The following is a 21,706-nucleotide window of genomic DNA, read 5'->3' on the forward strand; positions in this document are numbered from 1 at the left end:
CTGCCTTTCTGTTCTGCGCGGGATTGCCGTGCGGTCGTAATGTCCTTTCTGTAACTATTTTAGTTACAATTACTTTTTTAAGGATAGCAGGCCGAAAGGCGTTTGTCAAGGAATCCGCGAAAAAAATCTGCGGTGGACGAAAACGCGGCCCGGAGATTGCCTCCGGGCCGCGTTTTTTCATCATCTAAGCCGCCTGGCCGGGCGGGGCGCATTTCCGGCGTCCCCGGGCGGGGACCCGGCGGGCCAGCTTCCCCGCGCAGTAGTCCGCGAAGGCTCAGAGGCAGTCCATGGACAGGGAATCGGCAAAAAGGAGAGGGGGGACTGCGCGCGGTCGAAGAACACGAGCCGGGCCTCCGAATCTTTGATCATTCGGCGCGGCTTCAAGGGCGCCCCGACGCTGTAACAGTGGTTCGGCGGTAAAAACAGGGGGGATTCCTCATGCGGCGATACGGGCGGGCTTTACCCGCCGGCGTCTGTGTGATATGATGATTTTACAAATTCTGTATCATCGCCGTGAAAAGGGGTGAGCGGTCAAATGGAAAGAACCGAGCTGTTGCGTTATTTGGATTTCGCCCGCGAGCATGGCGGTCTGCTCGCGGTAACCGGGACCTCCGAACGGGTCTCCAAAATCCATGTGGACGGTTATCAGGCGGGAAAGCTGCGGGGAAGGTTTGCCGGTTCCGGCCGGGAGATGTCCTACCGGTTTGAAAATATCCGCTCCTGTCATTTTGCATCCCCGCAGGAACAGCGGCGGTTCGAGGAGTACCGGACCTGCCTTGACGCGTATGGCGCCGGGATGGAAGAGGTCGAGCGTCTTTTCACGCACTATCAGGAGTATTATCAACAGATCGTCTCGCAGCGGAAAGAACAGCCGCACGAGGAGGCGTCTGGAGAACCCAAAACGGATCTGAAAAAACAGGCGGCGGACCGGATGGAGACCATTTTTCATCAGGCCTACCTCCAGCCGGAGAGCCTGCTGACGCACTACCTCCTTGCAACGCCCGCGGACCCGTCTGAAACGGCAAAGGAGCAGCCGATCCTATTGCTCAGCCGTTCCAACTATTCGCAGAAGCAGGCGATCGAGAGGGCGCTGTCCGACCGGATCTCCGTCATTGAAGGACCTCCGGGAACCGGCAAGACGACGACGATTCTGAGCATCCTGGCGAATCTGGTGATCAGCGGAAAGCGCGTCGTCGTCGTTTCAAAAAACAACTCCGCGATCGAAAACATCAAGGAGGAGCTGGACGGCCTGCGATTGCCCCCCTTCTATCTCCGCTTGGGGAATCAGCAGATCATGCGGGAGCTGGATCACACCCTCAGGTCGAGCGTGCGGGAAACGCTTGACGGCGCGTTGGAAATCCCGGAGCGCGCGCCCGACGAAGAAACGCTGCATTCGCTTTATAAGCGGCTGAAGGCGATGGAGGCGGACATCAACCGTCTGGTTGAAATGAAAAACAGGCTGCAGGAAGATGAGAATGCGCTGCGGCATATGGAAAAACGCAGAGAGGCGTTCCGGGAGGAGCCCGTATTCCGAAACATCGACAGGTTTCAGAACCGCAGCCTTGAAAGCATACGCCGTGAGATCGATCGCATCGCCCACGCCCTTCAAAGGCTGGACTATACCGGCCGCTACTCCATTTGGGACCGCATCAAAAACAGCTTTATCTGGAGTCTGGATGCCGACAGCTTCAAATCCGAGGGGCTATTGCTGCAATTCCGGCTGGAATCGATTTACTTGCAGCGTGAGATCGAGCAGCTGTCCGCGGAATTGGAGCATGCCGGGCTCCGGGAGAAGCAGCGCGAACTGGCCGAGCTGTACGACCGCCGTTATATCAACGTCTCCACACAGGCGCTGGCGCAGTTTTTGCGGGCGTTTTACACAGCTCCCGAACGGCGGAAGGCGGCGGCGGAGGTGATGCAGTGCCCGGAAGGAAACCTGTATAGAGGCTGCAGGCAGGCAGTCCGGGCGTTCTATCCGGTGATATTGACCACGGCGGACGCCCTTGTTTACAACTTCAGCGATATGCTGAAGGGCGCGGGTAAAATTGACTGCGTCATCATGGACGAGGCGTCGCAATGCGATTTGATCACCGGGATTCCCGTTCTCCATCTGGCGGAGCGCTGCATCATTGTCGGGGACCAGAAGCAGTTGAGCGCGATCACCGATGGGGCCTCCGGCGCCCTGCCGGACGTGAAAGAACCGTATGACTACTTCCGGGAGAACCTTTTGAGTTCCGTGCAAAAGGTTTGGTCCCTGGAGCCGACCCTCCTGCGGGAGCACTACCGGTGCGACTATATGATCATCAACTACTGCAACAAATTTTACTACGACGGGGAACTGATCATCTATACCGAGGCCCATCAGAACGCCATGCAGATGGTGACGGTGGACCAGGGCAAGTATGCGCAGCCGGACAGATCGGGAAGCTCTTTCTGCAATGAAAGGGAGATCCGGGCAATTGAAGAATTGACCGGCCCGGCGCTGGAAAAGACGTATGTCATAACGCCGTTCAAGGCGCAGGGCGAACATTTGAGAAGCCACTTCCACTGCGGGAAGGACGTGTGCGGTACGATTCACACCTTCCAGGGAAGAGGACAGGATACCGTATTCTTTTCCACCGTGCTCAACGATCTGCCCTTTGCCAACAACCACCTGTCCGGAGAACACTGCCTGTTCAAGAAAGAACTGCTCAATGTTGCCGTTTCACGGGCGAAAAAGCGGTTCGTCATGGTGGCGGATGCGCCTTTCCTGCACCGCAAAAGCGAGGAAATGCGCGATTTGATCGATTATATCAACAGCTACGGGCAAAGGATCCCGGACAAGACGGTCTGCCTGTTTGACGGTTTGTACCGAAAAATGCGCGCCTACACGCCGCACGACAATTTAGATAACATTTTTGAGGAAACCGTCTACCGGCATATCGATACATATATCAGCAGACATCCTCAGATGTACTGCCGGGTGAAGCTCCCCCTGGCAAACCTGATAACCGATCAAGCATATTTGGATCAGGACTCCGCCATGCGTGCTTTTGTCCTGCACCACAACACGCACGTGGATTTCACCCTTTGCAACGCGATCGATAATCCCGTCCTGGCCATAGAGCTGGACGGGCGCTTCCACAATACCCCCGAGCAGATAACGAGGGATGAAAAAAAGGATGCGGCGATCCGGCATATGCGGATCCCGCTCTGGCGCTTATCCTCAAAGGCCGCATTGACCGCGGGCGAGTTTGAGCGGCAGATCGATACCCTGCTGAATCAAAGCGTTTTTTCCTGAGGCGTTTTTTCCCGGCCGGCCGCTATTCAAGGGAGCGAAAAAAGGGACCTGCTTTTGATCTCAGTCAAAAGCAGGTCCCTTTTTTGATGCGGCAGATGCAGATATAAAGAAATCCGAACCCATTGGGTTCGGATTTCTTACTTTTGGTGCGGGTGGTGATATAGGATCTACTCAAAAAAGCCAGTAATATCAAAGGTTTGCGGGCAATAGGCAAGCGGTATTTACGAATCTAGTTTTATATATCGGCGTCCTCAGCATACTCTGCATATTTCTCCAAAACAGTGTCATTCATATATTCTAGATTTTTGTCGTTTAAGAGATCCGATACAGTGTCATAAGAGATATATGTACATGATTCCGATAATGGACCTCGCTCTAAAAGAGAAAAAACCGGCCGTGCGATCTCTTGCAACACTTTTGAACGACGCTGAACTGGAGCAACGATGTGAGCCTTTATAGATAAATTAGGTTGTAAGGCCATCAGGTCTGCCATCCTTAATATACCAGAATAAATTGACGTCGTATGCTCCACCTCAAAAGCTCGGATAATGGAATGTTTCCTAATCCAGAGGACATCAATGTTCTCAATTGTCCTTAAGGTTACATCATCATAATTTAATGGTAGTCTTTCTAACAGGGATTGCTCTGATTCTGGTTTCCAAATTTCCAGAACTCTTTGCCTATCGCTCCGTGGAAGCCATATCTTTAAGTTCATTCTTTCCCCAATTTCCGCCAACTTAGCTTGCACTTTTATTGATTCATACTGTTCCGTCTGTATCTGTTTCTTTGTTCCTTCAGTATCTTTTTCATCATCAGGAACAGAGACAATAATTTGTCCATCAGTCGAATTGACTATTGATATTTTTAGCTTTTTATTATCAAGCTCACTCAGCTTGTAATTTTTTGGCGCCAGAGATTGTTTTAACAAAAGAGTTTCAAGATATTGTCCATCCTCATCATCCAGTTTTCTAAGGCTTCCCCGAACCATTCCAGTCCAAGCTTGGCTCTTTTTAGGCAGAGCCTTAGGTCAGTTTACAAGGAACTACACGCAGACCACGAAACGGGGGCTGCTGACAACAAATAAAGGCTGAGTATCAAGCACCGGGAAAGTGCGAGATATTCAGCCTGTTTTGTTGTTCGGGGTTTCCAAAGGGTATCCCTTTGGCACACGACTTTGCTTGCAAAGTGTAGTGTGTTATACGCTCTGTCGGCGTTGCTGCGAAAATGAGGTTGCCAACCGGGAGGGCAAGAGCATTTGAAGCAGCAGGAAAACAAGGCTGTAATTGTGTGGCGTGGAGCCGCAAACACAGGGTTGGTTTCATCAGCAGACAGGGCGTATATGAAAACCCCGTCCCTCGTCCTACGCCGAACTTATAGATACACTCCCGTAAAAATTGAAATGGGCGGGAAGCCATTTTAGGGCTTTCCCGCCTTGATTGCCCATTAGCAAAGACGGGCGGGACTATCAACGGCGGCGCATTTATGCGCCGTTCATCTTGACCGTTGACTGGCTCGACTGGCTTTGCTATTTTTTCAACAGGTAAATTTAGATAGTTAGTAAATTGACACTAATACGGCTCTTTCTTGCTCTGCCATTTTCTCATAAAACTTTTTCAAACTTTCAAATGAGGTTCTTAACTCATCTTTAATTTCATCAGCTTCTTCTTCGTATTCCCAAATATCAGGGTAAATATCGTTTTGGCGAAACATACTCATATCAAATTTATCAATATATGTTTCAAAATCAAGCTCTTGCAACGCTTTTGCAATTTCTTTCACTCTATCAGTTTTCGTTCCAGATATAAATTCTTCAATTTCTTCCCCAGAAATATTAAACTGTCCTACAATCGCTTCGCTGATTAAATTATCTTCAATCGGTTCGCTGGCAGATTTTCCTGTCAACAAAAAATGAAGTGCGTCCCACATTTTATCTATATCACAAATTTCTAAGTTCTCATTTTCCTGTGCTTCTTCCACATCATCAAGACACATAAATTTTTCTAATTCAATGTCAGTAGTTGACTGATAATTTGCAATCATTCCCATTTATTTTTCCTCCATATTTTACTGTATTGTTCTTTACTTCCGCCCCCGCTGGGGATTTGGATTTTTCAGTAAATCCGACTTCTGTGCAATCTTTTTCAGCCACTTCTTTTCTTCCTCGGACAGCTTCTTGTAATTCAGTTTGAGCCGCTTGCAGATAAACGCCAAAGACGCTTGTTCCGGGTCGCCGTCCTCGCTGGCGACTTCGTCTGCGGTCTGTAAAAAATCTTTCAGCGGGTTATCCTCCGGGACGCTGAAAAAATCGTCCTTATGTGCTTCCCGTAGGTCAAGAGCTATCTTGTTTATGTCCTGCTGTATCACATAGCGGCAAAAGCTGTCATCATCAATGTGGGCGGCAATAAGCTGCCGTAACTGCGGGTCGGTCAAGCCGGGATTGTGCTGTTTCATAATCCTTGCGATCACTGCGTCCACGATGGCGTTTGCGCCCTGTACCTGCTTTGTGGCTACGCCGTTCACATAGATTTCAAGGTCGGCCATGAGCCGGGGAAAATCCGGGTGCGTTGCCAGCTCGCACAAGAGGGGATTATCTAACAGCCCGCTTTTCAATAGTTCAATCATATCATCACTCAAACGCAGGTCTGCGAGATCGGCGTTTGGGTGATTTTTTGTTTGAGAACGCCCCAGCAGATAATCAACAGTCACTTCATAAAACTTTGCCAACTCAATAAGGGCATAATGGCTGATGTCCTTGAAATTATCTCCTTCATAACTGCCCAACGCAGACTTGGAGAGGTGCGTCTGCTCCGCAAGCTGTTCCAGCGTCAGCCCACGCTCCACACGCAGGTCTTTCAATCGTTCTTGTATGGATAGTTCCATGCGCTCCCTCCTCCCATGCTTAAGAAACTCTGTATGTATTTATAAATTTCCCTCAACTACGATGATAGATGAATATTTGAGTGCTTCTTTTAACCATTCAAGAAAGCCTGTCAAAAAAATTCTTTCTCCATCCAAAACACCGTTTAAGTCTTTTTCTATTTCGAAAATAATTTTTATCCAATCATTTTTCCCTATCCAATTATCAAAACAGACACTAAATTCCTGCTCAAGTGTTCCATCAAATGCATCCTTAATAGGATATATTTTGTTGAAATAATCAACTAAAATCTCATAATCCTGCTGATAAATCCTTAAAGGATTTCTATAACAATGCCATTCTTCCCACGCAGGGTTCCAATCAGGCGTATCAGAGATTTTTAGCGGATTGAATTCTAATAATATTTTTTCGGCTTTTGGTGCATTCAATCTCAATTCCACATATTCTTGTCTTTCATAACTATTTAAATTTAACCATGCCATATTTTTCAGTTCACCTCTATCATTTCCTATTTCTTGTTCCGTTTTTTCTATTCTACCATAATTCCGAGAGCGTGGAAATAGAGAGTTTTTGGTGCTGATTTCCGACCTTATGGATATACGGGGCGGGCGGTCTTTTAGGTGTAGACTTAGGGTAGTTCATCGATGAACTGCACCTTGAAAAATGAATGACCGTCCGAAAAGGAATACCCCGGCAGGGGAAGCACTGCAACGAGCCACTTCGGGACAAAATGTCCCGAAGTCCGGGGAGCGTGCCAACGCCGGAACACGCCGCAGGAATGGGGCAGGAAGCCTTTTCGGGAAGAACGGCTAAGGAGAAATGGAGGGAACACATGAAAGAGAACCCATATAAACGACTGCCGCCCATAGAGCGCAAGCCGGACGGTTCCCTTTACCGCATGACACCGACACAGAGGAAACAGGCAAACGCCCTGATCCGCCGGGAGTGCTGCTGTTATGAGGACGGGAATTGTATGCTCCTTGACAATGGGGATACCCACACCTGCCCCCAGACCATTTCTTTCTCGGTCTGCTGCAAGTGGTTTCGGTGGGCGGTCTTGCCGCTTGCCGGGACGCTGGAAGCGGAGATTTACCGGGGCAGGGACTTGAAACGCTGTGCGGTCTGCGGCGGTGTGTTCGTCCCCAAATCCAACCGGGCTAAATACTGCCCCGACTGCGCCGCCAGAGTTCACAGGCGGCAGAAAACAGAAAGTGAACGGAAAAGGAGGTCTGCTGTGGACAGTTAGACAGAAAAAAAGCCTTGATTTATCGGGCTTCGCAAGTTCATAACCGGGGCGGGTGGTATGAAGTATCATCTTCCTCGGAAAACGGGCTTCTAACCGTCCACAAAACACACTATGACAAGCACGATTTATATTCATCAGCCGGAAAAGGCGGTCAGCTTTACCCGGCTTCCTAATTTCCTTTTTGAAGCCCCCACATTCACACCCCTGTCCAACGAAGCAAAGGTACTGTATGCCTTTATCCTGCGCCGAACAGACCTGTCCCGGAAAAACGGCTGGGCAGATGAATATGGGCGCATTTACCTCTACTATCCCATCAACGAGGTAGTGGAGCTGCTCCACTGCGGACGGCAGAAAGCGGTCAACACCCTGCGGGAACTGCAATATGCGGAGTTGATTGAGATTAAGAAACAGGGCTGTGGAAAACCCAACTGTATTTACCCAAAATCCTATGAAGCGGTTTCAAATACCGACTTCAAGAAATCCTGTTTTGGAACGCCGGAGGGCTGAAAACCGTACCCGGCAAGTACGATAATCAATCCTCTTGAAGTACGGAAACCGGACGGTATATAGAAATACAAAGATTAAAAATATTTTATTTATATCCATTCCATTCCAATCCGATCAGAGATAGTTTCGGCGGGATTTTCCTGTGGAAAAGTCCCGGATAGGAAAGGAATGGAGAAAGGAGTTTCATGGCACAACACGCAATTTTGCGATTTGAAAAACACAAGGGAAATCCGGCAAGACCGCTGGAAGCCCATCACGAAAGACAGAAAGAACAGTACGCCAGCAATCCCGACATTGACACCAGCCGGAGCAAGTACAATTTCCACATCGTCAAGCCGGAGGGACGCTATTACCACTTCATTCAAAGCCGCATTGAACAAGCTGGCTGCCGCACCCGCAGGGACAGCACCCGGTTTGTGGATACGCTGATTACCGCCAGCCCGGAGTTTTTCAAGAAGAAGTCCCCAAAGGAGATACAGGAATTTTTCCAGAGGGCGGCTGATTTCTTAATCGGGCGGGTAGGGAAAGAAAATATCGTGTCGGCGGTGGTACACATGGACGAGAAAACGCCCCACCTGCATTTGGTCTTTGTCCCGCTGACAGAGGACAACCGCCTGTGTGCAAAGGAGATTATCGGGAATAGAGCCAATCTCACAAAATGGCAGGACGATTTTCACGCTTATATGGTGGAGAAATATCCCGACTTGGAGCGTGGGGAAAGTGCCAGCAAGACAGGCAGGAAGCATATCCCCACCCGTTTGTTCAAGCAGGCGGTCAATCTCTCAAAACAGGCAAGAACCATTGAAGCCACGCTGGACGGTATTACCCCGTTCAACGCTGGAAAGAAGAAAGAGGAAGCCCTCTCCCTGCTAAAAAAATGGTTTCCGCAGATGGAGAACTTCTCCGGTCAGCTCAAAAAATATAAGGTCACAATAAACGACCTTTTGGCAGAAAAGGAACAGTTGGAAGCCAGAGCCAAAGCCAGCGAAAAGGGCAAGATGAAAGATACGATGGAACGGGCAAAGCTGGAAAGCGAGCTGAAAGACATTCAGCGGCTGGTAGACCGTATCCCGCTGGAGGTGCTGGCAGAACTGAAACGGCAACAGCGGCACACAAGGGAACGGTGATTGATGGCAGAAAACATTTCACGCCGCAGCATGGCGGCACTGCACTTTGAAAATTAAATACGGAGGTACTATGGAGCATATCAGATACAAGAAAGAAACCGAAGTCGTGACTTTTCAGGGAAAGGAAATCACGCTGGAAAATCTCTCCCCGGTGTTCACGCCGGAGCAGGAAGCGGCAAAACGCCGGGAGCTGGAACAGCAGCTTTATGAGGTGTTCCGCAAGTATGCCGACAAACGGCAGAGTGAGGAAGCCGGGGCATAAGGTTTTCCGAAGCCATCGTTGATTTGCGGGGCTGCTGGCGGTATAATAAAACTGTCAGCAGCTCCGTTTCTTTTTTAAGAAAAGGAGCGACAATATGAACAATCGAATAGACGCAATCTATGCAAGACAATCGGTAGACAAAAAGGACAGCATTTCCATTGAAAGCCAGATTGAATTTTGCAAATATGAGTTGAAAGGCGGTAACTGCAAGGAATACACAGACAAAGGGTACAGCGGCAAGAACACAGACCGTCCGAAGTTTCAAGAACTGGTACGGGACATCAAGCGGGGCTTGATTGCAAAGGTCGTGGTTTACAAACTCGACCGTATCAGCCGTTCTATTCTGGACTTTGCCAACATGATGGAGCTGTTCCAACAGTACAATGTGGAGTTTGTGTCCTCTACGGAAAAGTTTGATACCTCTACCCCGATGGGGCGGGCGATGCTGAATATCTGTATCGTGTTCGCCCAGCTTGAGAGGGAAACCATACAGAAGCGGGTAACGGACGCTTACTATTCCCGCAGCCAGCGAGGCTTCAAGATGGGTGGGAAAGCCCCTTATGGCTTCCACACCGAGCCAATCAAAATGGATGGTATCAACACAAAAAAGCTGGTGGTAAATCCAGACGAAGCGGCAAATATCCGGCTGATGTTTGAGATGTACGCCCAGCCCACTACCTCTTACGGGGACATTACCCGGTACTTTGCCGAACAGGGGATTTTATTCAACGGCAAAGAGCTGATACGCCCCACGCTGGCGCAGATGTTACGCAATCCTGTCTATGTGCAGGCAGACCTTGATGTGTATGAATTTTTCAAAAGTCAAGGGACGGTCATTGTCAATGACGCTGCCGATTTTACTGGCATGAACAGCTGCTATCTGTATCAAGGGCGGGATGTGAAGCCCAGCAAGAAGAACGACTTGAAAGACCAAATGCTGGTGCTGGCTCCCCATGAGGGCATTGTTCCCTCCGACATCTGGCTAACCTGCCGTAAGAAGCTGATGAACAACATGAAAATCCAGTCTGCCCGAAAAGCTACCCATACATGGCTCGCGGGAAAAATCAAATGCGGGAATTGCGGGTATGCGCTTATGAGCATTAACAATCCTGTGGGAAAGCAATATCTCCGCTGCACAAAACGGCTGGACAATAAAAGCTGTGCCGGGTGCGGGAAAATCATTACTTCGGAACTGGAAGCGGTTGTTTATCAGCAGATGGTAAAGAAACTGGCAAGCTACAAGACGCTGACAGGCAGAAAGAAAGCGGCAAAGGAAAACCCGAAAATTGCAGCACTGCAAGTGGAGCTTGCCCATGTGGACAGCGAGATTGAAAAGCTGGTGGACAGTCTGACGGGGGCAAACAATGTCCTGCTCTCCTATGTGAATGTGAAGATAGCAGAACTGGACGGGCGCAAGCAGGAACTTCTGGCGAGGATAGCGGAACTGACGGTGGAAGCCATTAGCCCGGAACAGGTCAGCCAGATTTCCGGCTACCTCGACACTTGGGAGAATGTATCCTTTGACGACAAGCGGCGGGTGGTGGATTTGATGATTACCACCATAGCCGCCACAAGCGACAGCTTGAATATCATATGGAAAATCTGACGGGTGGAACCCCTCCCGTCAGATACCTACTCTGTGTAGTCCCTTGTAAACTGTACTTTTGTAAAAGATAGATATTTCCAACAAATATCCTGATTTATTGGAACAGCTTGCTCTGGCAGTAGCCAAACGTGCGGAATTACTTTAAAACGAATTATAAAGGGGTCAATAGGGCGAATAAATATAGGAGAATCGTCGACAAAAAAAGAAGACGTTACTTCTAGAATACCAACCCATCGGGATAGTTTGGTCATATAACAAATTAGTTTGTCTCCGGCCTTAATTAACGAAGCGATACCCTTTTGCCGTTCCCGGAAACCGGAAATACTCCGATCTGAATCGCTGTACGCAAAGTATGTCTCAGGAGAGAACAAATCAATATAGTACGCCATACTTTTATACACATCCGTTCCTAGCTGTCGTTCATCATTTTTTAAATTATTATAGCACATCAATGATATTTTGTCGCTGTATTTTGCTTGTCCTTTTATCCAAGGTATATAACTGGCTCTATGCCTTAAAGCTCCCATACCCAAACGAAACAAAAAGGTTGTCGACAAAAGTCGACAACCTTTTTTGGTGCGGGTAACAGGACTTGAACCTGCACAGCCTTGCGACCATTAGAACCTGAATCTAACGCGTCTGCCAATTCCGCCATACCCGCATATCAGCACGATTTCAGCAATCGTGCTTGATTATTATATCATTGGGCTCCCGGCTTGTCAACCGCTTTTCCGGAAAATTTCAGATGCGCTCGTCGAGGAGGAGCTTCTCCATCAGGCGGTGCCCCTCGGGGATGAAAAGCCCCGTCTTTTCGGCGAACGCCTCGGTGTACGCGCCTGCGTGCAGCGGCGATTCGCGGTCGCTGCGGTAGAGGACGAAGGGCACGGGATCGCCGCTGTGGGTGCGGATGGAAAGCGGCGTCGGGTGGTCGGGCATCAGCAGGACGGCATAGTCCTCCCCGCTCGCCTGCAGCGCGGGCAGCAGCCGTCCGAGGATCTCCCGGTCGATCAGCTCGATCGATTTCACCTTGTTCTCCACCTCGTGGCGGTGGCCGCACTCGTCGGGCGCCTCCACATGGATGTAGACGAAGTCGCAGCCGTTTTGCAAGAGGCCGATCGCCGCCTCCGCCTTGCCCTGGAAGTTGGTGTCCACATTGCCGGTCGCGCCGGGCACGTCGACGCTCTTGAGTCCCGCGCAGATACCGATCCCCTTGATGAGGTCGACGGCGGAGATGACGCCGCCTTTCACGCCGAACCGTTCCTCAAAGGAGGAGAGCGCGGGGCGGGTCCCCTCGCCCCAGAACCAGCAGCAGTTGGCCGGGCGCAGGCCGCGGGAAACGCGCGCCAGGTTGACCGGATGGTTGCGCAGCAGCGCATAGGACCGCTTCATCATGTCAAGCAGCTGTTCGCCGTAGCGGCCCTTCGGAAGGTAGTCCCGCACGGGCTTTAAGGAGATGTCGTGCGGCGGCGTGCAGTCGGTGCCCGTCTCGGCGTGGCGCAGCACGAGGCAGTGGCGGTAGCTGATGCCCGGATAGAGGTCGCGCGTTTTGGTGTGGAACTCCCGGTTCAGGAAGGCTATCAGCTCGGTTGACTCGGCCGTCGTGATCTCATCGGAGGAGTAATCGACCATCGTCGCATCCTCGAGCGCCCCCTCCTCCGAGAGGTTCACGAGGTTGCAGCGGAAGGTCACGTCGTCCGCCGCGAGCGGGATGTCCATGCTCACCGCCTCGAGCGGCGAGCGGCCGCTGTAGTAGATCCTGGGGTCGTAGCCCATCACCGAAAGGTTGGCGGTGTCCGAGCCGGGAGGCATCCCCTCGGGGACGGTGCGCGCCATGCCCACGGTGCCGTGCTGCGCAAGGAAATCCATATGCGGCTTGACCGCCGCTTCGAGCGGGGTCCTGCCGCCGAGCTCGGGGACGGGGCGGTCCGCCATGCCGTCGCCAAGCATTACCACATATTTCATACGATCACCCGTTCTGTCAAAATGGGGCGCTCAAATGCCCAGCCAGCCGCTTACGGCTTCCTTCATCTTCGCGGGCTCGACCGTCGCGGTAAACCGCTCCGTCTTATCCTGAAGGCCCGCGAGCGCCCGCGGCGCGGGCTGCCCCGAAAGCTCCGCCAGCTTTGCGAGCAGGGCGAAGTCCCCGCCGTCCGCCGCCCTGCCGAAGGCCGCGGGCAGCACGCTGTTCGCGAATTTGAAGGGGCTTGCGGTGGACGCGATGACCGTCGGCGTCCGGTCGCCGGTTTTGGCGGCGTAATCCCGGTAGACGTTCACCGCCACCGCGGTGTGGGTGTCGCAGAGGTATCCCGTCTCCCGGTAGACGCCGCGGATGGCCGCGGCGGTCGCCGCGTCGTCGGCGCAACCCGCCGCGAACTCGCTTTGCAGCTTCGCAAGGACGTCCGCCCCCACCGTGTATTTCCCCGCCTTCGCAAGCGCCTCCATATAGCCGCGCAGGACCTTGTCGTCCCGGCCGCAGAGCAGGTAGAGCAGCCGCTCGAGGTTGGAGGAGATGAGGATATCCATCGACGGGGAGGTCGTGACATAGAAGCCGCGGTTGCGGTCGTAGGTCCCCGTCGTGATGAAGTCGGTGAGGACGTTGTTCCGGTTGGAGGCGCAGACGAGCTTCCCGACCGGCAGGCCGCAGTGCTTGGCGAAATAGGCCGCCAGAATGTTGCCGAAATTGCCGGTGGGCACCACGACGTTGACCGGGTCGCCGGGCTTGATCCTGCCCGCGTTCAGCAGCTCGCAATAGGCGGAGAAATAGTAGGCGATCTGCGGGACGAGCCGCCCCCAGTTGATCGAGTTGGCTGACGAGAGGATATAGCCCTTGCCCGCCAGCTCCTCCGCGTAGGCGCGGTCGGTGAAGATCCGCTTGACGCCGTTCTGGGCGTCGTCAAAATTGCCCTCGGCGGCGAAGACCATGACGTTCTCTCCCGCCTGGGTGGTCATCTGGAGGCGCTGGATGTTGCTGGTGCCGCCGTCGGGATAGAAGACGCAGATCTTGGCGCCCGGCACGTCGGCGAACCCCTCGAGCGCGGCCTTGCCCGTGTCGCCCGAGGTGGCCACGAGGATGACGACCGTCTTGTCGCAGCCGGTCTTGCGCAGCGAGGCGGTCAGCAGGAAGGGCAGCAATTGCAGCGCAAAATCCTTGAACGCGCAGGTCGGTCCATGGAAAAGCTCGAGGATGTGGGCGTTTTCGTCGAGCGGAACGACCGGCGCGACCGCCTTGGGCGGGAACTTCTCCGGCGCGTAGGCGCGCGAGACGTATTCCCGCAGCTCGTCCTCGGAAAAATCGGTCAGGAAGCGGGAGAGCACGGCCACGGCGCGGCCGGCGTAGCCGGTCTTGGCCATCGCCTCGATCTCCGAAAGGGAGAACTGCGGCAGGCTTTCGGGCAAAAACAGGCCGCCGTCGGGCGAGAGCCCCGACACGATCGCCTGCGCCGCGCTGACGCGGTGCCCACTGTCGCGGGTGCTGATGTAATCCATGGAAACCAAACTCCTTTAAATTGTGCGCCGATGACACACAACTGTATTCAATTCAACTATCATATCATATTCAGCGGGCTTTGAAAAGCCTCCGGGGGGAACTTTTGAAAAAGTTCTCCCCGGACCCCTCTCAAAACTTTAGGTTCAGGCGGGGCGCGTCGCTCCGCCCTACCCGCGTCCCGTGAAAACCGTTTCGCCCGCCATAAAGAAACGTTTTCGCCCGCCTTTTTCCAAAAGGCGGCGGGTTCTCAGGGAGGAGCCCTGAGCCGCCCGCCGCAGCGGGCGGAACGCCCTGTCCTTCCGGCGCATTTTCTTTGCCGCTTTCTTTTGCAAGAGAAAAGAAAGCGGGGCCGGGCGGGCGGAAAACGGCGCGCCGGAGGCGCGCCACGCGCGAAGCGCGCGTGCGGCCAGGCCGCACGGTTTTCCGCCCCGCCCGCGGGAGCGCCGCGCCTTCCGGGGGGCGCCCGCACCTGCCCGACAACTTCGCGCGGAGGCTGCGCGGAAACTCACACGAACACGACCTGCAGCAGGAACATATAGACGACGGTCGAAATGCCGATGGAGAGCAGGTTGTTGCGCTTCCAGACGTGGATGGCGGCGGCGAGCGCCACGGCAATGATCTCGGGCACGCCGAAGGGCGCGGCGGTAAAGCTGGTATTCCGCAGGCAGTAGATGACTAGAATCGAGATGATCGCGAAGGGCAGGATGCGCCCGAGGTAGACGACCAGCCCCGAGACGGGGCGGTCGTCGCGGAAGACGAGGAAGGGCAGCGCGCGGCAGCAGACGGTGACGGCGACGACCGTCGCAATGACGGCGACTGCCTGAAGCGGACTCAGCGGCATGATCCCGGCGCCTCCTTTCCATCCGAAGCATCCCCGGCGGGTTCCTCCGCCGGGGGACCGATCTTCCGTTCGATCGTGCGGCGCCCGGCGACGAGCACCGCGACGGTGAGCAGCAGCGCGGGCGGCAGGAAGCCGTCGGTGCCGAACAGCAGCAGGCAGACCGCCGCGCAGGCGATCCCCACGAGGGCGGGGATGTGGCTTTTGGCGGTGAGCCACTGCTCGACAAAAATGACGATGAAGAGGGCGGTCATCGCGAAGTCGATGCCCGTCGAGTTGAAGGGCACCAGCTCGCCGATCGTCGCGCCGAGCACCCCGCCCACGATCCAGTAGCTCTGGTTGAGGGCGGAGATCAGCAGGTAGAACTTCCCCCGGTCGCAGCCCTCGGGCGTCTTGACCGAGCAGAGCAGCGAGTAGGTCTCGTCGGTGAGCGCGAAGATGAGATAGGGCTTCTTTTTCCCGAGGCCCTTGAACTTGTCGATGAGGGAGAGCCCGTAGAAGGCGTGGCGCGCCTGAACGGCGAGCGTGACGACCGCCGTCTGCGCCAGCCCCACCCAGCTGGTGAGCAGTTCGACGAGCACGAACTGCATCGATCCGGCATAGACGGTCAGGCTGCACCCGAACGCCCAAAGCGCGTTGTACCCCGCCTTCTGAAGCAGCAGGCCGAACGCCATGCCGACAAAGATGTAGCCGAAAAAGACAGGCGCCGTCGCGGTGAGCGCGGCGCGCAGGGTTTTACTGGTATCCTTTGCCATGGAAACAACCTCGAAACATCAGATTTTGATCTTTCCAATGGTAGCACAATACAGCGCAAAATTCAACCGCAGGCGCGTAAAAAAACCGCGCGGACAAGGCTGCCCGCGCGGTTTTTTTCTTTTTTACACCGGGCGCTCACGCGACCCCCACGGTGAGCAGGATGTTTGCAAAGACGCGTTTTTCGCCGGTGGAGATCGCCAGACGGACCTTCGGCTCGCAGCAGGCGCCGTAGAAGGCCCAGCGGTCGAGCCCGTCGAGCGCCATCCCGCCGAGCAGGCGAGTGAAGTCGGCGAAAATTTCCGGAGTGCTGCCGTCCTCGGGCAGCATGACCTCCGCCTTTTCCACATTGATGTTCTGGAGCAGCGTCTCGAGCACCTGCGTGACCTCGGGAACGCCCGCCGTCAGTCCCAGATAGACCTTCTGCGCGCCGCCCGTTTTGGCGTCGAGCGGGTAGTTGCCATCCGCGATCAGAATCTGGTCGCCGTGGCCGCAGAGGGAGATCGCCTTCATGATTTCCGGGTTGATACAGCCGCCTTTCAGCATGGCGCTTGCCTCCTGTCGGTTATTTTTCGTTGTCGCGGAGCTGGCCGAGCGTCCCGCCCGGATGCCACATGACATACTGCTTCGGGTCGAGCCCGCGGTTCGCCTGCAAAAGCACGCTCAGCCGCTGGAGCACGAAGTTCTCCGCGAGGATCGAGGCGCGCGGCGCGCGGTTGAGGGGGCCGCCCTCGCAGCAGACGCCCGCGAAGAGGTGGGCGGCGCTCTGCTTGGCGAGCCACGAATCGGGATTGCCCGAGACGCCGATTACCTCGCAGCCGTTATTTTTGATCGCGGTGACGGTCGTCTTCATTTCGGCGGTCTCGCCGCTGTTGGAGATGCAGATGACCACGTCGCCCGGCACGAGCTGCCCGCAGGAGCCGTGCACCGCCTCGGTGCCGTGCAGAAAGTAGGTGGGGGTGCCGGTGGAGGAGAGCAGCGACGCGCCGTAGCCGCTCACATGGCCGGGCTTGCCGATGCCGGTGATGTGCAGGCGGCCGCCCTTCTGCCGGGAGGCGAGGATGAGCTCCGCCGCCTTCACATACTCGGCGTCCTCCACGCCGTCGACAAATTGGTCGAACGCCTCGCGCGCCCTGGCGGTAAACTCCCGCATTGCCTGGATGGATTCCTGTTTCAAGCTGTTGTCGCTCCTTTATCGTGAATTCTGTTTCCGGATTATTTGAGCACGTCGAGCACCGACAGGTCGAAGCTGTCGAACTTCTGCTCCTTCATCAGCGCGATCACCTCGTCGAGGGTCGGCAGCGAGGGCTGCGCGCCCATTTTGGAGACGGTGATCGTGGCGGCGTAGCTGGCGAATTCGAGCGCCTGCGCCGGGGTGAGCCCCGCGCAGACCGCCGTCGTATACGCGCCCACGAAGGAGTCGCCCGCGGCGGTCGGGTCCTTGACCTCCACCACGTCGATGCAGGGGCAGTAGTGGCTCTCCCGCGCGTTCGCGACGATCGCGCCCGAGCTGCCCAGCGTGATGATGACGTTCTGCACCCCTTTGGCGAGCAGCGCCTGGACCGCCGCGTCCACGTCGGCGCGGTTGACCTCCTTGCCCTGCTTGCGGATCTCGACGCCCGTCAGGTCGGCGGCCTCGTGCTCGTTGGGGGAGATGTAGCTCAGGTGGGAGAGCAGCTCCGCCGAGAGCGGCGCGGAGGGCGCCGAGTTGAGCATGACCGGGACGCCCTGCTCATAGGCATATTTCGCCACGAGCTCGTTGATCTCCATCGGGATCTCGAGCTGAAGCATGACCATGTCGTAGACGGCGATCTTCTCCTTCAGGAAGGCGACCTCCTCCGGCGTGATCGCCATGTTCGCGCCCGGCACCACAATGATGCGGTTGCGGCTCTTCTGGCCCTCCTCGACCTCGAGCGTGATGCTGCCCACGCCCGAGGCGTGGTCCGGGTCGGCCAGGATGTGCTGGGTGTGGATGCCGGAGGCGGCCACCGAGGCGGTCATCTCCCGGCCGAAGCCGTCGTCGCCCACCTTGCCCACCATCGTCACGTCGGCGCCCAGCCGCGCGGCCTGGACCGCCTGGTTGGCGCCCTTGCCGCCGGAGGCGGTGTTGAAGCTCTTGCCGATCACCGTTTCCCCGGAGTTCGGGAACCTGCCGGTGGAGACGATGAGGTCCATCATAAAGCTGCCGACCACGAGGATCTTCGGTTTTTTGTACATAGCTGCATCTCCTTTATCAAGTTGGTCCGATCAGACAATCCCTTTCGTCACGGCCGCGCGGGGCCGTGGGATTCACGCAGAGTCAGCCCGGCGGGCAGGAGGACCGTCCGTTCGGGCGGCTCGCGCCCCTCGATCAGCCCGATCAGCATCTCTGCCCCCTTCGCGCCCATCGCAAAGGCGCTTTGGCGCACCGCCGTGATCGGGGGGCTGGCGATCTCGGTCCAGTCGTAGTCGTCGAAGCCGACGACCGCCACCCGGCCGGGAATGGCGATCCCCGCCCCGCCCAGGTATTTGACCAGCCCCATCGTCAGCACGCTGTTGGCGGCAAAGACGGCGTCCGCCCCCTGCCCGACGAGCTCGCGGGCCGCTTCCCGCCCCGCCTCGATCGAATAGTCGAGCCCCAGGCGGACAAGCCCGGGGTCGAGGGGGAGCCCGCGCTTTTCAAGCGCCCTCCGGTAACCGGCATAGCGGTCGTAGGCGGTCGAGAGGTCGAGCGCGCCGCCGAGGTAGCCGATGCGCGCGCGGCCCGAATCGGCCAGCAGGCCGACGGCCTGCTCGGCGGCGGATTCGTTGTCGCAGCAGACGAGCGGCAGGTCGCAGCCGTCGAGCCGGCGGTCGAGCAGGACGGTGGGCAGGTCGACGCCCGCGAGCAGCTCGTCGTAACGGCTGTGGCGGCTGTTGGGGACGAGCAGGAGTCCGTCGATCCAGCTCTTTTTGAGCACCGAGACGCTGTCCAGCCGGATGTCCGACCTGCGCTCGGAATAGGTGGAGACGATCAGGTCGTAGCCGCGCCGCTGGAGGGTGTCCTTGACGCCGCCGAGCACGTCGAAAAAGAAGCAGTTGGTCGAGTTGCCCGGCTCGGTGGAGGGGATGATCAGCGCGATGATGTTGGATTTCTGGGTCTTGAGCGCCCGGGCGGCGAGGTTGGGCCTGTAGCCGGTCCGGCGGATGGCCTCCTCGACGAGCCGGCGGCTCTTTTCCGACACGGGACGGGTCCCGTTGATCGCGTGGGACACGGTGGTGATCGAAAGCCCCGTCATGCGGGCGATTTCGCGGATGCTCACGCCTTTCCTCCCCCTTCCCGCGCAGGCTTTTTCCGTGCCAAACGTTTTCGCGCAAACGTTTGGCATCCGTATTTATCTTACACGCTTCCGCGGTTCCCTGTCAACGGACAGCCTGCACAAGAATCCCGGGAGCCTCTTGGCGGAAACGCCCGAATCGGGAGGCTTCCGCATGGTGAAAGGCCCGGCGTTCCGGATGGAACGCCGGGCCTTTTCTGCCGGTGCAACGTGAAGGGATCCGGGGGAACCTTTTCAAAAGCTCCTCCGGGAGCTAAACGTAATGCACACCCTCAAAGGCGTCGAGCCGGGGGAGGTCCCGGCCGGGGAGGGGGGCGGAGGCGCGGGCGCGGTATTCGCCGGGGGATTCGCCGGTGAGGCGGCGGAAGACCTTGCAGAAATAGTTGGCACCCGCGTAGCCGGTCATGTTGGCCACCGTCTCCACCGGGTATTCGCGGTTGAGCAGGAGGAGCTTGGCGGCGTCGATCCGTTCCCGCTGGAGGAACTTGCCGGGGGACTCCCCGACCTCCGCCGTAAAGGTGCGGATGAGGTGGGGCTTGCTCACCCCGAGTTTTTCGGCAAGCTCGTCGACGCCCGCGAGGAAGGCGAGCTCGGACCGGATGAGGTCGATGGCGCCCCGCACCAGCTCGCTGCAGGCGTCCGCGCGGGGCGCCGCCGCGCAGAGCTCCATGAGAATGCGGTAGGCCGCCTCGCTCGCGGCGAAGGGGTTCTGGAAGCCGCCCGTCTGCGCGCGGCGGCAGAAGTTCCACAGCAGGCCCGCCGCGCGGCATCCGGCGTGGGGGCGCAGGAGCGCGCCGTCGCGCGCCAGCAGCGCGGCCAGTTCCCGCGCGTTTTTGAGGAGCAGGTAGGCGCAATCGGCCTCCCCCTCGGGCAGCAGGCGCAGGGCGGAGGCGTCCCGCGCGACGAGGAAGCACCCCGGCTCAAGGCGGAGGGACTCCTCCCCGAGCAGGGCGGACGCGCGCCCCCCGCAGAGGTGGAGCAGCAGGACCGCGTGCCCCGTGAAGGAGAGCGGCGCGTCCGCCTCCAGCCGCCCGCACTCCGTCGGAAGCACGCCGGGAAAGCCCGCGGGGGCGCGCAGCCCGAGGGGACAGCGTCCCGGCCTGATCTCATCGATCGCAGACATCAATAAATCACCATCAATATCAATAAACTACCATTGTATTTGATAGAATCCCCGATATAATAAGGATTATAGGGGATATCCAAAGAATAACATATCCATGATACAAAATCAACATTTTACCATAGGGGGCTATATTATGGCAAGCATTTCCCTCCGCCACATCTTCAAGGTCTATCCCGGCAACGTGACCGCTGTGAGCGATTTCAACCTCGAGATCGACGACAAGGAGTTCATCATCCTCGTCGGCCCGTCCGGCTGCGGCAAATCCACCACCCTGCGCATGATCGCGGGGCTCGAGGAGATCAGCAAGGGCGAGCTCTACATCGGCGACAAGCTGGTCAACGACGTGGCCCCCAAGGACCGCGACATCGCGATGGTCTTCCAGAACTACGCGCTCTACCCGCACATGACCGTCTATAAGAATATGGCGTTCGGCCTTCAGCTGCGCAAGACCCCCAAGGAGGAGATCGACCGCAAGGTGCATGAGGCGGCCAAGGTGCTCGACATCGAGCACCTGCTCAACCGCAAGCCCAAGGCGCTTTCGGGCGGACAGCGGCAGCGCGTCGCGCTCGGGCGCGCGATGGTCCGCGACCCGGCGGTCTTCCTGCTCGACGAGCCGCTCTCCAACCTCGACGCCAAGCTGCGCACCGCGATGCGCTCGGAGATCACCAAGCTGCACAAGCGCCTGGGCACCACCTTCGTCTACGTCACCCACGACCAGACCGAGGCGATGACGATGGGCGACCGGATCGTCGTCATGAAGGACGGCTTCATCCAGCAGGTGGACACCCCGCAGAACCTCTACGACAAGCCGTGCAACATCTTTGTCGCGGGCTTCATCGGCTCCCCGCAGATGAACTTCCTCGACGTCACGATCCAGAAAAAGGGCGGCGGCTACGCCGCGATGTTCGGCGATTATGAGATCAAGATCCCGGCGGGCAAGGCCGACGCCGGCACCCTCGACGCCTATGTGGGCAGGACGGCGACCCTCGGCATCCGCCCCGAGAACCTGCACGACGAGGAGGCCTATTTCGGGCTCGATACGGCGAGCGTCATCGACGCGGACGTCGATTTGGCCGAACTGATGGGCTCGGAGATCTTCCTCTATCTCACCAGCGGCGAAACCAAGCTGGTCGCCAAGGTCCCGCCCCGCAGCGGCGCCAAGGACGGCGACCGCATCAAGATCGCGATCGACTGCACCAAGATCCACCTCTTCGACAAGGAGACCCAGCAGGTCATCTTCAACTGACATGCACTGCGGCTCCCGGCGGCGGTTTTACCCGCCGCCGGAGCCTTTTTCCAT

At 56.5% G+C, this 21,706-nt stretch carries 21 protein-coding genes and 1 tRNA gene; 7 read left to right on the plus strand and 15 right to left on the minus strand.

What is annotated here, in order from left to right:
- Positions 1–535 precede the first annotated feature (535 nt).
- Positions 536–3,280 (plus strand): AAA domain-containing protein, encoded by a 2,745-nt coding sequence (locus tag NE609_RS08990; protein ID WP_256152321.1) that lies wholly within the window; start codon positions 536–538, stop codon positions 3,278–3,280.
- Positions 3,281–3,515: 235 nt separating this feature from the next.
- On the opposite strand, the gene NE609_RS08995 is transcribed toward NE609_RS08990, so the two are convergent.
- The 4 genes from NE609_RS08995 to NE609_RS09010 form a co-directional block, all read right to left on the minus strand.
- On the minus strand, positions 3,516–4,268 hold the full coding sequence (locus NE609_RS08995; RefSeq protein ID WP_256152322.1) for a hypothetical protein: 753 nt from the start codon (positions 4,266–4,268) through the stop codon (positions 3,516–3,518).
- Between the two features lie 566 nt (positions 4,269–4,834).
- Complete coding sequence (locus tag NE609_RS09000) at positions 4,835–5,326, minus strand: YfbM family protein (RefSeq protein ID WP_256152323.1); 492 nt, start codon at positions 5,324–5,326, stop codon at positions 4,835–4,837.
- 33 nt (positions 5,327–5,359) lie between these two features.
- Positions 5,360–6,160 (minus strand): helix-turn-helix domain-containing protein, encoded by an 801-nt coding sequence (locus NE609_RS09005; protein WP_256152324.1) that lies wholly within the window; start codon positions 6,158–6,160, stop codon positions 5,360–5,362.
- 39 nt (positions 6,161–6,199) lie between these two features.
- Positions 6,200–6,640 carry a hypothetical protein gene (locus tag NE609_RS09010; RefSeq protein WP_044945476.1) on the minus strand — a complete coding sequence of 147 codons (441 nt, stop codon included), beginning with the start codon at positions 6,638–6,640 and terminating at the stop codon, positions 6,200–6,202.
- Between the two features lie 350 nt (positions 6,641–6,990).
- Between NE609_RS09010 and NE609_RS09015 the strand changes: the two genes are divergently transcribed.
- The 5 genes from NE609_RS09015 to NE609_RS09035 all read left to right on the plus strand — a co-directional run bounded on the left by NE609_RS09015 (position 6,991) and on the right by NE609_RS09035 (position 10,906).
- A complete protein-coding gene (locus NE609_RS09015) occupies positions 6,991–7,404 on the plus strand; it encodes a cysteine-rich VLP domain-containing protein (RefSeq protein ID WP_256152325.1) in 414 nt (137 codons plus the stop codon).
- 111 nt (positions 7,405–7,515) lie between these two features.
- Positions 7,516–7,911 (plus strand): replication initiator protein A, encoded by a 396-nt coding sequence (locus NE609_RS09020; RefSeq protein ID WP_256152326.1) that lies wholly within the window; start codon positions 7,516–7,518, stop codon positions 7,909–7,911.
- A 185-nt stretch (positions 7,912–8,096) separates the two neighbouring features.
- Positions 8,097–9,038 carry a MobV family relaxase gene (gene mobV, locus NE609_RS09025; RefSeq protein ID WP_256152327.1) on the plus strand — a complete coding sequence of 314 codons (942 nt, stop codon included), beginning with the start codon at positions 8,097–8,099 and terminating at the stop codon, positions 9,036–9,038.
- Positions 9,039–9,108: 70 nt separating this feature from the next.
- The gene (locus NE609_RS09030; RefSeq protein WP_002566025.1) at positions 9,109–9,300 is read left to right on the plus strand and encodes a hypothetical protein; all 192 of its coding nucleotides are present in this window, start codon (positions 9,109–9,111) and stop codon (positions 9,298–9,300) included.
- 94 nt (positions 9,301–9,394) lie between these two features.
- The gene (locus tag NE609_RS09035) at positions 9,395–10,906 is read left to right on the plus strand and encodes a recombinase family protein (RefSeq protein WP_256152328.1); all 1,512 of its coding nucleotides are present in this window, start codon (positions 9,395–9,397) and stop codon (positions 10,904–10,906) included.
- Positions 10,907–10,932: 26 nt separating this feature from the next.
- Here the strand turns inward: NE609_RS09035 and NE609_RS09040 are convergent, their stop codons facing one another.
- From NE609_RS09040 to NE609_RS09090, 11 genes are all read right to left on the minus strand, one after another.
- Positions 10,933–11,463, minus strand: coding sequence for a hypothetical protein (locus NE609_RS09040; protein WP_256152329.1), 531 nt, complete (start codon positions 11,461–11,463; stop codon positions 10,933–10,935).
- 17 nt (positions 11,464–11,480) lie between these two features.
- Positions 11,481–11,567, minus strand: a tRNA-Leu gene (locus NE609_RS09045).
- Positions 11,568–11,647: 80 nt separating this feature from the next.
- A complete protein-coding gene (locus tag NE609_RS09050) occupies positions 11,648–12,868 on the minus strand; it encodes a cofactor-independent phosphoglycerate mutase (RefSeq protein ID WP_256152330.1) in 1,221 nt (406 codons plus the stop codon).
- 30 nt (positions 12,869–12,898) lie between these two features.
- Entirely contained in the window at positions 12,899–14,392 is a 1,494-nt protein-coding gene (gene thrC / locus NE609_RS09055) for a threonine synthase (RefSeq protein ID WP_256152331.1), read from the minus strand.
- Between the two features lie 506 nt (positions 14,393–14,898).
- The gene (locus tag NE609_RS09060) at positions 14,899–15,234 is read right to left on the minus strand and encodes a branched-chain amino acid transporter permease (protein WP_256152332.1); all 336 of its coding nucleotides are present in this window, start codon (positions 15,232–15,234) and stop codon (positions 14,899–14,901) included.
- Complete coding sequence (locus tag NE609_RS09065; RefSeq protein WP_101553048.1) at positions 15,225–15,986, minus strand: AzlC family ABC transporter permease; 762 nt, start codon at positions 15,984–15,986, stop codon at positions 15,225–15,227. The genes NE609_RS09060 and NE609_RS09065 overlap by 10 nt, the downstream gene beginning before the upstream one ends.
- 136 nt (positions 15,987–16,122) lie before the next feature.
- The gene (locus NE609_RS09070; protein WP_121586334.1) at positions 16,123–16,530 is read right to left on the minus strand and encodes an RbsD/FucU domain-containing protein; all 408 of its coding nucleotides are present in this window, start codon (positions 16,528–16,530) and stop codon (positions 16,123–16,125) included.
- Positions 16,531–16,549: 19 nt separating this feature from the next.
- Complete coding sequence (locus NE609_RS09075) at positions 16,550–17,137, minus strand: SIS domain-containing protein (protein ID WP_121586363.1); 588 nt, start codon at positions 17,135–17,137, stop codon at positions 16,550–16,552.
- A 62-nt stretch (positions 17,138–17,199) separates the two neighbouring features.
- Complete coding sequence (gene rbsK / locus NE609_RS09080; protein ID WP_256152333.1) at positions 17,200–18,201, minus strand: ribokinase; 1,002 nt, start codon at positions 18,199–18,201, stop codon at positions 17,200–17,202.
- Between the two features lie 47 nt (positions 18,202–18,248).
- Complete coding sequence (locus tag NE609_RS09085) at positions 18,249–19,265, minus strand: LacI family DNA-binding transcriptional regulator (protein WP_256152334.1); 1,017 nt, start codon at positions 19,263–19,265, stop codon at positions 18,249–18,251.
- Positions 19,266–19,533: 268 nt separating this feature from the next.
- Positions 19,534–20,403: an AraC family transcriptional regulator gene (locus tag NE609_RS09090; RefSeq protein ID WP_256152335.1), complete on the minus strand. Its 870-nt coding sequence runs from the start codon at positions 20,401–20,403 to the stop codon at positions 19,534–19,536.
- 136 nt (positions 20,404–20,539) lie between these two features.
- Between NE609_RS09090 and NE609_RS09095 the strand changes: the two genes are divergently transcribed.
- Positions 20,540–21,652, plus strand: coding sequence for an ABC transporter ATP-binding protein (locus NE609_RS09095; RefSeq protein WP_121586338.1), 1,113 nt, complete (start codon positions 20,540–20,542; stop codon positions 21,650–21,652).
- Positions 21,653–21,706: the final 54 nt, after the last annotated feature.

Origin of the sequence: Anaerotruncus sp. DFI.9.16, assembly GCF_024461615.1 — a bacterium.
Classification (GTDB): domain Bacteria; phylum Bacillota; class Clostridia; order Oscillospirales; family Ruminococcaceae; genus Anaerotruncus; species Anaerotruncus massiliensis.